The organism is Nordella sp. HKS 07 (assembly GCF_011046735.1).
In the GTDB taxonomy this organism is placed as follows: Bacteria; Pseudomonadota; Alphaproteobacteria; order Rhizobiales; family Aestuariivirgaceae; genus Taklimakanibacter.
In genome coordinates, this window is sequence record NZ_CP049258.1 from 4,364,798 (window position 1) to 4,379,363 (window position 14,566).

General features: G+C 59.6%; 12 protein-coding genes. 7 read left to right on the forward strand and 5 right to left on the reverse strand.

The genetic code is table 11. The features are described 5' to 3' along the window. Entirely contained in the window at positions 1-375 is a 375-nt protein-coding gene (locus G5V57_RS20590) for a flagellar protein FlgN (RefSeq protein ID WP_165169424.1), read from the forward strand. After that, on the forward strand, positions 369-866 hold the full coding sequence (locus tag G5V57_RS20595) for a hypothetical protein (RefSeq protein ID WP_165169425.1): 498 nt from the start codon (positions 369-371) through the stop codon (positions 864-866). The genes G5V57_RS20590 and G5V57_RS20595 overlap by 7 nt, the downstream gene beginning before the upstream one ends. Positions 867-898: 32 nt before the next feature. On the opposite strand, the gene G5V57_RS20600 is transcribed toward G5V57_RS20595, so the two are convergent. The 3 genes from G5V57_RS20600 to G5V57_RS20610 all read right to left on the reverse strand — a co-directional run bounded on the left by G5V57_RS20600 (position 899) and on the right by G5V57_RS20610 (position 4,612). Beyond that, positions 899-1,918, reverse strand: coding sequence for an NAD-dependent epimerase (locus G5V57_RS20600; RefSeq protein ID WP_165169426.1), 1,020 nt, complete (start codon positions 1,916-1,918; stop codon positions 899-901). 2 nt (positions 1,919-1,920) lie between these two features. Further along, the gene (locus G5V57_RS20605) at positions 1,921-3,204 is read right to left on the reverse strand and encodes a nucleotide sugar dehydrogenase (RefSeq protein WP_165169427.1); all 1,284 of its coding nucleotides are present in this window, start codon (positions 3,202-3,204) and stop codon (positions 1,921-1,923) included. Positions 3,205-3,385: 181 nt separating this feature from the next. Further along, positions 3,386-4,612, reverse strand: coding sequence for a multidrug effflux MFS transporter (locus G5V57_RS20610; RefSeq protein WP_256378593.1), 1,227 nt, complete (start codon positions 4,610-4,612; stop codon positions 3,386-3,388). A 27-nt stretch (positions 4,613-4,639) separates the two neighbouring features. Between G5V57_RS20610 and G5V57_RS20615 the strand changes: the two genes are divergently transcribed. Then, positions 4,640-4,945, forward strand: coding sequence for a hypothetical protein (locus tag G5V57_RS20615; protein WP_165169429.1), 306 nt, complete (start codon positions 4,640-4,642; stop codon positions 4,943-4,945). Positions 4,946-5,415: 470 nt separating this feature from the next. On the opposite strand, the gene G5V57_RS20620 is transcribed toward G5V57_RS20615, so the two are convergent. Further along, positions 5,416-6,039, reverse strand: a complete 624-nt coding sequence (locus G5V57_RS20620; protein WP_246737301.1) for a response regulator transcription factor — start codon at positions 6,037-6,039, stop codon at positions 5,416-5,418. Positions 6,040-6,065: 26 nt separating this feature from the next. Next, positions 6,066-7,775, reverse strand: a complete 1,710-nt coding sequence (locus tag G5V57_RS20625) for a sensor histidine kinase (protein ID WP_165169430.1) — start codon at positions 7,773-7,775, stop codon at positions 6,066-6,068. Between the two features lie 383 nt (positions 7,776-8,158). Here G5V57_RS20625 and G5V57_RS20630 point away from each other — a divergent pair, with 383 nt between their 5' ends. From G5V57_RS20630 to G5V57_RS20645, 4 genes are all read left to right on the forward strand, one after another. After that, positions 8,159-8,845 carry a PIG-L deacetylase family protein gene (locus tag G5V57_RS20630; protein WP_165169431.1) on the forward strand — a complete coding sequence of 229 codons (687 nt, stop codon included), beginning with the start codon at positions 8,159-8,161 and terminating at the stop codon, positions 8,843-8,845. 85 nt (positions 8,846-8,930) lie between these two features. Further along, positions 8,931-9,698, forward strand: a complete 768-nt coding sequence (locus tag G5V57_RS20635; protein WP_165169432.1) for a carbamoyltransferase N-terminal domain-containing protein — start codon at positions 8,931-8,933, stop codon at positions 9,696-9,698. Continuing rightward, a complete protein-coding gene (locus G5V57_RS34905; protein WP_256378692.1) occupies positions 9,679-10,662 on the forward strand; it encodes a carbamoyltransferase C-terminal domain-containing protein in 984 nt (327 codons plus the stop codon). The genes G5V57_RS20635 and G5V57_RS34905 overlap by 20 nt, the downstream gene beginning before the upstream one ends. An 80-nt stretch (positions 10,663-10,742) precedes the next feature. Next, positions 10,743-14,537: a cadherin domain-containing protein gene (locus tag G5V57_RS20645; RefSeq protein WP_165169433.1), complete on the forward strand. Its 3,795-nt coding sequence runs from the start codon at positions 10,743-10,745 to the stop codon at positions 14,535-14,537. Positions 14,538-14,566 lie beyond the last annotated feature (29 nt).

Below are 14,566 nucleotides of genomic sequence, written 5' to 3' on the forward strand. Positions count from 1 at the left end.
ATGCCTTCCGTTTCCCCGCTATCCGGCGCCCTCAATGAAGTGGTGGAGCGTATTGGAGCGATCATCGAAGCCGAGACCGAGGCGCTGCGGGAGCGGCGGGTCGTCGATCTGCAGGAATTCAACAACCGCAAGAGCCGGGGCCTTCTCGATCTGATGCGCGCCGTCCGTGCGCTCGACGGCGGGCGTCCGGACGCAGGGACGGCGGTGCGCCTGGAGGCGTTGCGCACCAAGCTCGCGGCCAATCAGGCTGCCCTTTCCGTGCACCTCGCCGCCGCCCGGGAGATTACCACGCTCGTCGCCCAGACGATCAGGGACGGCGAGTCAGATGGAACCTACTCCAATAGCCTGTCGGCGCGGGACAAAAGCCCGTGGTGAAACTCCTTCTGGTCGGCATATGGGCCTGCCTCGTCACACTCGCGGCGAGCTATGCCACGGTGTTGTGGCAGGCCGATGCGCCGGTTGATGGCAAGGCGGACGAGTTCTTCGGTGGGCTCGATTACGTCAAAACCAGCTCGATCAGTGTGCCCATGCTCTCTGATGGCGAGATCAAGGGCTATGTCATTGCCCAGTTCGTCTTCACCGTCGACGGCGCCACATTGCGCAAGCTCTCGGTACCGCCCGATGTCTTTCTGGTCGACGAGGCCTACCGCACGATCTTCGCCAGTGGCGAGAAGATCGATTTCAAACGGCTCGACAAATACAATGTCGATGAGCTGACGAAGCAGATGGCGGCCAAGGTGAATGAGCGCTTCAAGACCGATCTGGTCAAGGATGTCCTGGTCGAGCAGCTGAACTATCTCGCCAAGGGCGAGGTCCGGTTCAATTCGATGGTCCAGAAGAACGAAGGTGCGGCAAGCGCGAATTGATTATTCACGGCGTCGCGCCGGCACGAAGTGGGCTATGCGCGGTAATAGTCGCGATACCACTCCACGAACTTCCGCACGCCTTCGCGGACTGGCGTGGCGGGCTTGTAGCCTACCGCCTGAACGAGGGATGACACATCCGCGAAGGTATCGGGCACGTCGCCCGGCTGCAGCGGCTGCAAGTTGATTATCGCCTTCTTGCCGAGGGCTTCCTCGATCGCATTGATATATTCCATCAGCGCGACCGGACTATTGTTGCCGATGTTGAATACCCGGAACGGCGCGTCGGATGTCGCGGGATCCGGCCGCATCGCGTCCCAGGCTGGATTGGGTTCGGCGATCTGATCGGAGGCGCGAATGACGCCTTCGGCGATGTCGTCAACATAGGTGAAGTCACGTGTATGTTTGCCGTGATTGAACACGTTGATCGGTTCACCCGCCAGAATGGACTTCGTGAACAGGAAGAGCGCCATGTCGGGCCGGCCCCAGGGACCGTAAACCGTGAAGAAGCGCAATCCCGTCGTTGGTATCCGGAAGAGATGGCTGTAGGAATGCGCCATGAGCTCGTTCGACCGCTTTGTCGCGGCATAGAGCTGCAACGGATGATCGACCCCCTCATGCTCCGAGAAAGGCATCCTGCGGTTGGCGCCGTAGACGCTGGATGTCGAGGCGTAGGTCAAATGCGGCGCGCCATTGTTCCGGCACGCCTCTAGAATATTGAGGAAGCCGAGAATGTTCGAATGGATGTAGTCGTGCGGATGGGCGAGGCTGTGCCGCACGCCGGCCTGGGCCGCGAGATGGATCACCCGGTCGACGCCGACGCTGAAGGCTTCATTGACGGCGTCCCGGTCGGCAAGGTCGGCGCGAATGAAGCGCCAGCTTCCCTGCGCGGTGGTCGCCGATTTGGCGAGTAGTGACAGACGGGCCTCTTTCAGCGCCGGGTCATAATAGTCGTTGACCACGTCGAAGCCGACGACCTCGTCACCACGCTCGATGAGCCGTCGGGCGGTTTGGAAGCCGATGAAACCCGCAGCACCTGTGACCAGTACTCTCATGGTTATAGCCGACCATCGCTTTCATGTTTGGCGAATAGACCTTTGACATCGAAGAAGACCGCTCCGGGACGGCCGAAGGCACGTATCTTCTCCGCCCCGAGCTCGGCGAACTCCCGGTGTCCGACCGCGAGAATGACGGCGTCATAACGAGCGGCCGGTGGCGGGTCCTCGAGAATGGCGAAGTCCAGCTCGGCTTTCGCCGCGCCGGTGTCGATCTGCGGATCCCAGGCTTCGACCTCGGCATTGTACTCGCGCAAGGTCGCGATCACATCCATGACCTTCGAATTGCGCAGATCCGGACAATTCTCCTTGAAGGCGAGCCCGAGCACCAGAATGCGCGACCCGACCACTGGAAAGCTGCGGGTCATCATCATCCGCGCGACCCGGTTGGCGACATAGGGGCCCATCTGGTCGTTGATGCGCCGGCCGGCCAGGATCACTTCGGGATGGTAGCCGACCTCCTGGGCGCGATGCGTCAGATAATAGGGATCGACGCTGATGCAGTGTCCGCCGACCAGGCCGGGCCGAAAGGGTAGGAAGTTCCACTTGGAGGATGCCGCGGCCAGCACGTCGCCGGTGTCGATGTCGAGCTTGTTGAAGATGATGGCCAGCTCGTTCATCAGGGCGATATTGAGATCGCGCTGCGTGTTCTCGATGACTTTCGCGGCTTCGGCGACTTCGATCGAGGGCGCCTTGTGAGTGCCCGCGGTCACGATCGATGCATAGAGCGCATCCACCATCTGTGCGGCTTCCGGGGTCGATCCGCTGGTGACCTTGGTGATTGTCGTCAACCGGTGAAGGCGATCGCCGGGATTGATACGCTCCGGGCTGTAGCCGACGAAGAAGTCTTCGTTCATCTTGAGGCCGGAATACTGTTCCAGAATGGGCACGCAGTAATCGCGCGTGCAGCCGGGATAGACCGTGGATTCATACACCACGATCGCGCCCTTGCCCATGACCTGACCGACAGTCTTGGAAGCCTCGTGCAATAAACGCAGGTCCGGCCGGTTCGCGAGATCCACGGGCGTCGGCACCGCGACGATGAAATAACGGCATTGCGCGAGTTCGGCTGGCTCACAGGTGAAGCTCAGATGCCGGGCGTCGGTCAATTCGGCCGGATCGACTTCCTTGGTGCTGTCGCGTCCCGAGCGCAGCTCGTCGATGCGCGCCGGGCGAATGTCGAAGCCCAGTGTCGGCCGCTTCTTGCCGAACTCCACCGCGAGGGGAAGGCCGACATATCCAAGTCCGATGATGCCGATCCGCTCGTGCTCGCCGTCAACCGGCATGGTGAAAACGCTGGCTGGACGTTGAATGGGAAAGCAGTCGGGGAGAGCACATGATGGAAACTGGCAGGTTCATTGAATTTGAGGACAATTGGCGGTCGATATCGCGCATCCCACGTCGGGAAGTAACAGATTTCCAACTTCGGCGCAAAGGGGCAGGGGCGACCCCATATCCGCTCTTCAATCAGCCTTGCCGGGCTTCCTGAGGCACCCGTAACCTTCCCCACCAGATGGCCAGGGCGGCAGAGCTGCCGAGGATGGCGAAGCCCAGGATCAAGGGGAGGACCGATCCATCATAGGATTGGCCGACAAGCGTCGCCAGCGGCAGCGAGATCAGCGTCGCGAGCGAGCCGACCACGGAGGCGCCTATGCCGGCAATATGCCCGAGAGGCTCCATGGCTGCCGCATAGAGATTGCCGAACAGGATACCGACGCACGAGAAGGTCACCGCCAGATAGATCATCAGCGCCCAGAGAGGCGGATGACCGTTGAGAGCGAAAGCCACCAATGCAAAGCCCGCCGACGTCATGATCATCACCGTCAACGCGGATTTGGAGAGACGAAGCATGCCATGGCGGATGACGAGCTTGCCGTTCAGGAATGAGGCTAGCCCGAGCGAGGCCGCCAGCGTCGCGAAGTACAGCGGAAATAGAGGTCCCAGACCGTACTGACCTTGGAATATCTGCTGCGCCGTCGAGAGATATCCGATGAAGGCGCCGATGATGAAACCTTGCGCCAGGATATAGCCGCGCGTGACCCGAGTGGCGCAGATCGCGATCGCCGTCACGACGATCCTTCGGATTGAAAACGGATGTCGATCCGCGGGCGCCAGCGTTTCGGGCTGGCGCAGGGCAAACCATGCCAGCGTGAGAGCACCGAGGCCCAGATAGCAGGCGAAGATCGCGCGCCAGTCGAAGAAGAGCAGCACTGCTTGTCCCATCGCCGGAGCGATCATCGGAACAAGAATGAAGATCATCGTGATGAAAGACATGATTCGCGCCATCGCGCGCCCGGCATATTGATCCCGCACGATCGCGGTGCAGAGAACATAGGGCATCGAGGCACCGACGCCCTGCAGCACGCGTGCCCCGAGCAGCATCGGAAAGCTCAGTGCCAGCATGGCGCAGAGGGAACCCACGAGATAGATCGAAAGTCCGAGATAGGCGATTTTCTTGCGGCCGAAACTGTCGGAGAGCGGTCCAGCAAAAACTTGTCCGATCGCAAAGCCGAGGAACACCATCGACACGACGAGCTGCGTGTCGTTCTCCCGGACGACGGCGAATTCACGCCCGATATCCTGCAAGGCGGGAAGCATCGCATCGATCGACAGCGCATCGAGCGCCGATAACATCGCCATGAGGGCGATGAACTCGCGCGTCCCTATGGGGCGTCGGTGATTGTCGATGGCCAAAGTGAGGAGCTTTCGGGGGAGGATAAGGTGAAGGAACTCTGCGATGGGGCGTTCGGTCTCGTTTGTGATGGCGAATCGATCGCCGGATCGACACGCGCAACCTATAGGCGGAGTGTCCGTCAGGGCAAGATTTATGCGGATCGCGGAAGCCGTCTAGAGCAGGAAGAAATTGGGTTGAATCAATCCAAGTTCTTAGACGTGATCGATCCGTGGTGCGGGATTCTTGCGAAAGCCGGTATCTGCTTTTTCGCATCCGGATTACCTGGCCGCCTTACCAAGTTTACGTGGCGACACCTGCCAGCGGACTTGTTGCTGGCCGACTTTGCCAATTAACTTCGCTGGACCTTTTGCAGCGAATGGCTGCGCCCTGTCCGGGCGGGGTGGTCCTTGCAGTTCCGCAATGCCCCATGACCGTCGGAATAAGGCATCGATGCTCTACGGCACGCAATCTGGCCGCATTCAATGGCCGGCCATGGACGGTCCGTACATTCGCCAGCCGTGATGGAGTCCCGGTCGATTGACTTGCAGCTCCATCGCCAGAGGCCGTGCTGGTTTGTGCGGCATTCTCGAGGCTATTACCCTCATCCTTCTTGTTCCATGCGCGCAGCAAAGCTTGCACGATTTCACGGATTATTCGGAGGCCGAGAGCCATTCGGTTGATCCTTTTATCGGAGTTCGGATGGAGACTAAAGCCTGTTCGGTCAGACTCAGGAGTTGACGTCCGAACGCAACTCCTGAACTTGATATTTCCAAAATCCTACCGTCTGGCCCACGATGTCAAGCGCCCACCGCCGCGTCGGGCTCTATCGGCGCCACCCCAGTGCCACCTTTGCCAATGTGGTCCGATTATTGACTTCCAGCTTTCTGTAGACGTTGTGAAGATGGATCTTCACTGTGCCTTCCGAGAGGTTGAGTTTGCGGCCGATACTCTTGTTCGACAGTCCCTCGCAAACCAGTCGAACGACATCCGCCTCTCTAATCGTCAGCAGGTCGCTCTCGGAGCCCGGTCGTCTCGGGCGCGAGGTCTGACGCTCGAGTGCCGGATCCACGAGATCGGGCGGAAGCCATTTTTTGCCAAGTGCGACCTGCCGCATGCAGGAAAGAAGCGCTTCCGGCGCGCTTTCCTTGAGCAGAATGCCGTATACTCCGGCCTCGATCGCGTAGACGATTTCGTCGTCCGGAATTGACGCGGTCAGAAAGATCACCCGTATGGGCAGGCTCTCCATCATGATGATGTTGAGCAGCTCGAGACCGCCGATGCCCGGCATTGACAGGTCGAGCACTGCGAGATTCGGCAGGATTTCTCGTGCCCTGGCAAGGGCCGACGTTCCGTCCGCGACGGTTGCAACAACTTCGAAATCCGGTTGGCCGGCGATGAGCTCATTCAATGCCCTGAGGACGAGCGGATGGTCGTCGGCAACGAGCACGGACGTTCTTTTGATTGCGGGATCGGTCACAGCGGAAATTCAATCGAAAGGTCGATCCCCCGGTTGGAACTCACCAACGACATTCGCCCGCCCAGCGCCTTGACCCGCTCCTTGAGCGAGTAGGGTTCGGACTCTATCTCCAGCTGCTTGTTTGTTTCAAAGCCATTTCCGTTGTCGCGCACCCGCATTTGGACCTTGTCATCAAGCCGCCGGACTTCCACGGCGATCCGATTGGCGTTGCCGTGCCGGACGGCATTTGCCGTGGCTTCGGAAATAATCTGGCAGATGTCGGCCGAGACGCTGCTCTCCACCTCGAGATCGGCCGGTTTCAGGTCGAGCTCCAGGCCGCATTTCCATTGCCGTCCAAGCGTCTTCAGGAATTCTTGCAGGTGGTCTTCCAGCTTGTGCCGCGTAACGACGCGATTTGGCCTGGCGCTCTCGATGAAGCTCCGGATTCTTCGCTGTTGATTCTGCAGAAGCCAGCTTACCTCGTTCAGCTGCTGGCGCGTATCCAGCGGCAGAAGGTGCGCGACCGCCTGGATCTGCAGATTGGCAGCAGCCAGATCCTGGAGCACGCTGTCATGCATGTCGCGCGAGAGACGGATGCGCTCGCGCGCGATCACCGCGGCGGCCAGATCGCCGATCAACGAGAATCTCTCCAGATCCGACGCGATGCGTGCGGCGACGATCTGTGTGAGCGAGAGAATGTCTTCATTGCGATAGCGTGGGTCGAGGACGAACACGCTGCCATGATAGTGAAGGCTCCTGAAGGGGGCCGTGCAGTAGCTGGCGAATTCCCGCGAGGCTATCGGGTCGGAGGTGGCTGCCAGCGGAGGAAGGAGCGCTTCCAAAGACTGCGCCAACGACTTGGCCTTCTTGGGATCGACCATGGTGAAGAAGGCCCGCTCGCGCTGCGCCAAGTCCAGCGGCCAGACGCTCATGTCGGGGATGTCCACGAAGCCCCAGGATGTGTCTATCCAGTAGGCCAGGCGGCCACCTTGTTCGTCATGTTCTTGCATCAGCGCCAGCACCCGGCCGGCGCCCAATACCTCGGCCGCATGCTGCAGCGAATTTGCCAGAGGCGGGTCATCCTCATGGGCGATGGCCTCGGGCGGCCACGTCGCCAGTCTGGAGAGACGGCTGCGCGTGCGTTCTCTGTACGCGCCGAAATATCCGAGCATCGCCGCCGCCACCAGGATATAGCCGACCCTGAGAATCAGGCGGTTCAGTTCGGAATCCTGGCTGAGCCACATTTCAACGTCATCCCAGCTCACCACGATCAACTGCAGAGTCAGAATGGCGGCAGTAATCAGCGACCCGCGCCAGCTCCAGCGTATCGTCGCCGTCAGCAGGGTAAAGGTCCAGAACGCGAAGAAGGGGCTGTCAGGGCCTCCCGTGAGGTGAACCAGAATGCCGACGGTGAGGATATCCGTGGCGTGGATCAGCAGGCCGCGCGGGTCCCAGGCCAGCAGCCGCAAGGAAGTCACGGACAACAGGAGCGAATAGGCGAGATAGCCGATCAGAACGAAGTAGGTTTCATCGACATTGCGCGCCGGCTTGGTCGGATCGAGGTAAACGGCGAGAAATGCGAAGCCGGCGAAGACCAGCCTGCACAGGCTGATCAGCCGTTCCGGCTCCATCGCGAACAGGAAGTCGCCCAGGTCCTTGCGCCAGAGCAATGGGCGCCCATCTAGAAAACTTGCGAATTGCTTCCTAGCGTAGTTCAGGCGATCCATATCCGCCCTCAACGTCTACCGAGGAACATTATAGCGGGTTATCTGCCCCAGAACGAGACTTCAGAATTGTGGTCGGGCGGCGACGCTGGAGAGGTGCCCAACGCTATGATGTACCACGGAAATGCGAGTTAGAGACCGCCATGAGGCTCTATCTAAAGATATATTTCCGCGCGTGAGGGTGCGCTCTAGTGTTGGGCTCGGTAGTAGTTCTGAACGGATTCGACCAATAAACCCTGAAATGACCCGATCCATGGCACAAATGCGGACTGATAGTGTGCCGTCGCCTTTCCGGCTCTGTCGTCAAGGCGCGACATCACTCTCGCCTGATCGGCCTCGGCGATACCGGTCGTCCGAAAGCACGCAGCAAATGTCCAAGACGAGCGATGATTGAATCTCTCGAGGCGTTTGCACGCACGCTTGTCATCGCTCCCCATCCGGATGACGAAGTCCTGGGAGCAGGGGGCACGATGGCGCGCCTATCGGCCGCCGGCAAGGAGGTCACGGTCGCTATAGTCACAAAAGCCGTCCCGCCGGCCTATACTGAAGAATACTTTGCCCGCACACAAAGCGAGGCAAGCCGAGCCAATGAGCTGCTGGGCGTCAAGAAGGTCTTATGGCTCAACCAGCCTGCGGCGCAGCTGGCCGAGGTCCCGCACCGGACCCTCAATGAGGCCTTGCGTCAGGTCGTGGCCGAACTGGCCCCTACCGCCTTGCTTCTACCCTTTGTGGGCGATATTCACCTGGATCATCAACTCGCGGCTCTATCCGCAATGGTGGCGGCGCGCCCGCATCAGTCGGAATATCCAAGGACGATTTTGGCCTATGAGACGGTATCCGAGACGCATTGGAATGCACCCTATGTGACGCCGGGCTTCGTGCCGAATGTGTTCATTGACATCGAGGCGACGCTGCCGCGAAAGCTGGAGGCGATGCAGGCCTACAAGTCTCAATTGCGCGACTTTCCGCACCAACGATCTCTCGATTCTCTGCGGGCTTTGGCCGTCACGCGTGGTACGGCTGTTCATCGTTCTGCCGCTGAGGCATTCGTTTTGATACGACAAGTATTGTGAAACGGTCGTTTATGGTGGCGCGGATCTTGCTCTCGTATGAGGGTTGAGGTGGTTGTGTTGGCTGTGATGGGCATTGAATCATAAGATGGAAGAAGTATTTCTTGGAATCTTTGAAGGCGGCTATGACCCCGCGGTGGGCATTGTGCGCGGCGGCAAACTGCTCGCCTTTGCGGAGGAAGAAAGATTCCTGCGCAACAAGCATGCGAAGGGCTGGTACCCCACCAACGCGCTGGAATTCTGTCTGGATAGCGCCAAAGTCGGGCCTGGCGACATTGCCGCCATAGGAATCAACTGGGATGTGCCATCCTATACCGATGGGAAGATGGCGCAATTTTTCAAGGGCTTGCGAGGCGAGTGGGACGTCGACGCCAGGACCCTAGGATGGCAGAACACTGTTCTTTCCTACTACAATCAGGACGCCGTTCTGCACCGTCACAGCGCCGCGTGGCGTCGTGCCTTCGGCCGTGATCATCGGCTGCGCATTTACCCCTTGCCGCATCACTATGTCCATGCTGTCCAGGCGTTTCTTCAGTCGCCGTTTGATGAGGCGCTGTGCCTTACCGTGGATGGTTCGGGTGACCAGCATTGCACCGTTCTGTGGTCCTGCCGTGGCGACGAAATCAAGCCGATCTATGAAATAACGATACCCCATTCGCTCGGCTGGTTTTATGCGGCCTGCACGGAGTATCTCGGCTTCGATGCTTATGACGGTGAATACAAGGTCATGGGGCTGGCGGCGTATGGCAAGCCTCAGGCCGCCATCCGCGACGCGATGAGCAAAATCGTCTATCCGGCCCCCCGACGGCATCGGCTACAGGATCAATCCCGCCTTTATCCACTATGGGAATCATAGCTGGTCAGACCGCTTCACGGATGATCTTCCAGAGCTGTTCGGGCGGCGCCCCCGTGGACATAAGGAGACCATCGAGGAGTGGCATTTCGACTTCGCCTATGCGGCGCAAGAGGCCCTTGAAATTGCCGCGATGCGCCTGGTTACCTGGGGGGCCGCAACCACGCAACATACCAATCTGTGCATAAGCGGCGGCGTCGGCCTCAATGTCAAGATGAACACACAGCTGTTCGATGTCGACGGTATTCGGAGAATTTTCCCGCATCCGCTTTGCAGCGACAGCGGGGCGGCGGCCGGGGCAGCTCTGGCCGCGTGCTGGCAGCTCACAGGAAGGCGGCCCGAGAAGCTCAAGTCTCTGGACCTCGGCTATGAGGAAAGCGACGAGCAGATCGAAACGACACTACGGCGCTGCGGTATTCAGTATGAGCGGCCCGCCGACATCGCGGCAACGGTGGCGGAGGAACTTGCGAATGGGCGCGTCTGTGGCTGGTTCCAAGGAAGGATGGAGGCGGGCCCTCGAGCCCTCGGTCACCGCAGCATCCTGGCCGATCCGCGCAATATCGAATCCCGCGACCGCGTCAATGCCGTCATAAAATACCGCGAGCCCTGGCGTCCCTTCTGCCCATCCATGGCGGCCGAAGCCGCCGATCGATATCTCGATGGATGGGACGACGCGCCGTTCATGATCATCGCGTTCCGGGCTACGGATCGGTTGAAGAACGACGCGCCGGCGATTGTGCATGTTGACGGAACGGTCCGCGTCCAACTCGTTCATGCCGATGTCGATCCTCTGTATCACCGGCTTATCAAAGCATTTGAGCAGCGCACAGGAGTACCGGTCCTCCTCAATACGTCGTTCAATGTCAAGGGCGAACCGATCGTCTGCACGTCGATCGACGCCATTCGTACATTCCATGGAACCGGAATGGATGTACTTGCGCTAGGCAGCTTCCTGGTTCGCAAGTGAGCCGCGCCCCTGGCAGGGTTGGCGAATAAAAATTCGTGGAGGTTCCAGACTGGACGCTGACCGGCGTAAGGAGCAGTGTCATGGCAAATTTCTTCAATACATTGGGAAGTTTCACAGTCGTCGGAACGGCTCTGCAGGATATGTTCTTTGCCTTTACCCGCGACACCGATCTTGACCATATACGGCCGGACGCGACGCTGCCCTCCCTGAACTGGGCCACGGCCATCAAGAACGCCGACGGCTCCGCTTATGTGGTCAACATGACCAATGTCCAGGTTTCCACCGATCTTATTCAGGGTGGAAACGCGTCTGACGTTCTCTTTGGCTCGAATCTCAGTGACGCGATCCTTTACAATAACGGCACGTTCGGCAGTGGTGTCGGTGGCTTCGATTCAATCGAGCAGTTTTTCCTGGGCGGCGGCAACGATTTCCTGGACCTGACGGGCCACGGTGCCGGCGGGGTGGACTATGCGAAGGATGTGACCATCAACGCGGGTGACGGCGATGACATCGTCATTGGCGGCGCCGGCAAGGATATTATCGATGGCGATGCGGGCAATGACCTCATATTCGGCTATCGCGGCTCAGATACGATAAGAGGCGGCGTCGGCAACGATACGATTTATGGCGACGACCTCGGCTTCAATGGAATCTCAGGCAACGATCTGCTCCAGGGCGGTGCCGGGAATGACACGCTCTATGGTGGCGCCGGAACCGACCGTCTCGAGGGCGGCGACGACAATGACGTGCTCTATGGCGGGCGCGGGGGCGATACCCTCTTTGGTGAAGCCGGCGATGATACGCTCTATGGCGACGATCCCGGCACCAGCGGCAACGACAAGCTGGACGGCGGATCTGGCAACGATACGATTTTTGCCGGCGCTGGTGACGACGAAACGTACGGCGGCACGGGCAACGATACCATGTACGGTGAGGCCGGAAACGATTTCATGCGCGGCGATGCCGGGGATGACTTGCTGCAGGGAGGTGCCGGCAACGATACGATCGACGGCGCAGCCGATATAGATACAGCCATATACTCCGGCAATAGAGATGACTATTCGATCGTATTGAATGCGGACGGGGTGTCATTCACCATCACGGACCTGCGCCCGTCCTCGCCGGACGGAGTCGATCTCGTGAAGAATGTGGAGTTCTTCCAGTTTGCCGATGGAACCATTCCGGCAAATCTTCTCAATCATCCTCCGGTAATCACATCCGACGGCGGTGGCGACACGGCCGCGCTGACGATCGCGGAGAACTCGACTTCAGTCACGACGGTTGTGGCGAGCGACGTGGACGCCGGCCAGACCGTGACCTATTCGATAGCCGGTGGCGACGATGGGGCGTTGTTCACGATTGATACATCGACGGGTGCGCTTTCCTTTGCGAGCGCCCCGGATTTCGAGAATCCGACGGATTCGGACGGGAACAACATCTACAACGTCATCGTGCGGGCTTCTGACGGAAATGGCGGCGTTGATACGCAGGTCATTTCAGTGACTGTTTCAGATGTGGCCGACGGCGCTGCTCCGGTCATCAGTTCGGATGGCGGTGGTGCCACGGCCTCGATCAGCATTGCCGAGAATACGACGGCGGTGACGACGGTGGTGGCGACGGATGCCGACGGTCCGACGCCGAGCTACGTCATCCTGGGCGGAGCGGACGCGGCGCTGTTCGCCATAGACCCGGCCACCGGAGCGCTGAGTTTCGTCTCGGCGCCTGATGCCGAAAATCCGCTGGATGTCGGGCATGACGGCACCTATGAAGTGATTGTCGGTGCAACGGATGGGGCAAATACCGACACACAGGCGCTTTCTGTGACTGTTACCAACGTGAATGACAATGCACCTGTCATCACTTCCAATGGCGGTGGCGCCGTTGCATCACTGAGCATCGCCGAGAATGCGACCGCGGTGACGACGGTGGCGGCAACGGACGCTGATGGAACAACGCCCAGTTATGCCATAGCAGGTGGCGCCGACGCGGCGCTCTTCGGAATTGATGCCGCCACGGGAGAGCTGCAATTCCTGACCGCTCCGGACTTCGAGAACCCCGGTGATGCCGGTACTGACGGAACCTACGAGGTTATCGTTTCGGCGACCGATGGCCTCAACACCGTTATGCAGACACTCAATGTGACAGTCACGAATGCCAATGACAACACGCCGGTCATAAGTTCGAATGGCGGCGGCGCGACGGCGACACTGAGCATCGCGGAGAATACCTCGGCGGTGACGACGGTTGCCGCCAGCGACGCCGATGGGACAGTCCCGACTTACGTCATCACCGGGGGCGCGGACGCGGCCTTGTTCAGCATCAACGCAACGACCGGCGCTCTGCAGTTCATTGCGCCGCCTGATTTCGAGCATCCGCTGGATGCCGGAAACGACGGCACATACAATGTCATTATCGGTGCGACCGATGGCACATTCACGGCGACCCAGGCGCTCGCGATCACTGTCACGGATGTGAGTGAGGTCGGCAGGACGATCACCGGCACCTCCGGCAACAATACGATCACGCCAACAACGGCCAATCTCGCGCTTCAGACCACGGCGCTCAACGACACGATATTCGCGCTGGCGGGCAATGACATCATCGACGGTGGTGGTGGCGCGGATCACATGGAAGGAGGAGTCGGCAACGATACATATACGGTCGATACCTATTCGGACGACGGCTTCGACGGCAATGATGACCTGGTCATCGAGGTCGCCGGGGCGGGAACCGACCTGGTCAATGCGCTGGTCAGCTACCGTCTCCCGACGGAAGTGGAAAATCTGACACTTATTGGCACCGATAATATCAATGGTACGGGCAATGAGCTCAACAACATCATCATTGGAAACTCGGGCAACAACCTCCTATCGGGCGGGCTCGGCAATGATACGCTGACCGGCAATGCCGGCGCTGACGTGCTCGATGGTGGAGATGGTAACGACACCCTTTCCGGTGGCGCCGATGCGGATACTCTTCGCGGTGGCGTGGGAGCGGACAAGCTGGATGGCGGAACCGGCGCCGACATCATGGAGGGCGGCGCGGATGATGACACATATACCGTCGACACCTTCTCCGATGACGGCAACAGCTCGAATGACGACATCGTAACCGAGCTGGCGGGCGGCGGCAACGACGTCGTGAACGCGTCCGTGAGCTACATACTGGCGGCGGAAGTGGAAACGCTCACCTTGACGGGAACGGCCGCCATTAATGGGACGGGAAATACACTCGACAATACGATCAACGGCAACTCGGCCAACAACATTCTGTCTGGAGATCTGGGCAACGATACCCTCAACGGCAATTCCGGCTCGGATACGCTGAACGGAGGTGACGGGAATGATTCGCTGTTCGGCGGGAATGACGACGACTTTCTCTTTGGCCAGGCAGGAAGTGACACTCTCCAAGGGGGCGCCGGCGCGGATCTGCTGGATGGAGGAGCCGGAACCGACACCCTGATGGGCCAGGCTGGATCCGACCGGTTGATCGGGGGGACCGGAAAGGACACAATGACGGGCGGCACTGAAGCCGACACATTCGTCTTCAATCCCGGAGACTCTTCCCTCAACAGCGCCAATTATGATCGGATAACCGACTTCGAGACCGGAGTGGATAAGATAGATTTCTCTTTTGTCAGCAGCCCATTGGCGTCTTCGGCCTATGCCGAAGGGTCCATCACGACGAATAATTACACCACCGCGCTGGCGACCGCGAACTCTCTGATGGCGAGCGGCACGGTCGCCGTGTTTGTCGCGGGCACAACCGACGGCTGGCTGTTCTCCGACACGAACAACGACTCGATACTCGATCAGGCCACCCTCCTGCAGGGGCTGAATTCTACGGCAAAATTCGACTATCTCGACATTACGTGAGGCCGCTGAAGCGCGGCTCAAGCGAGGTG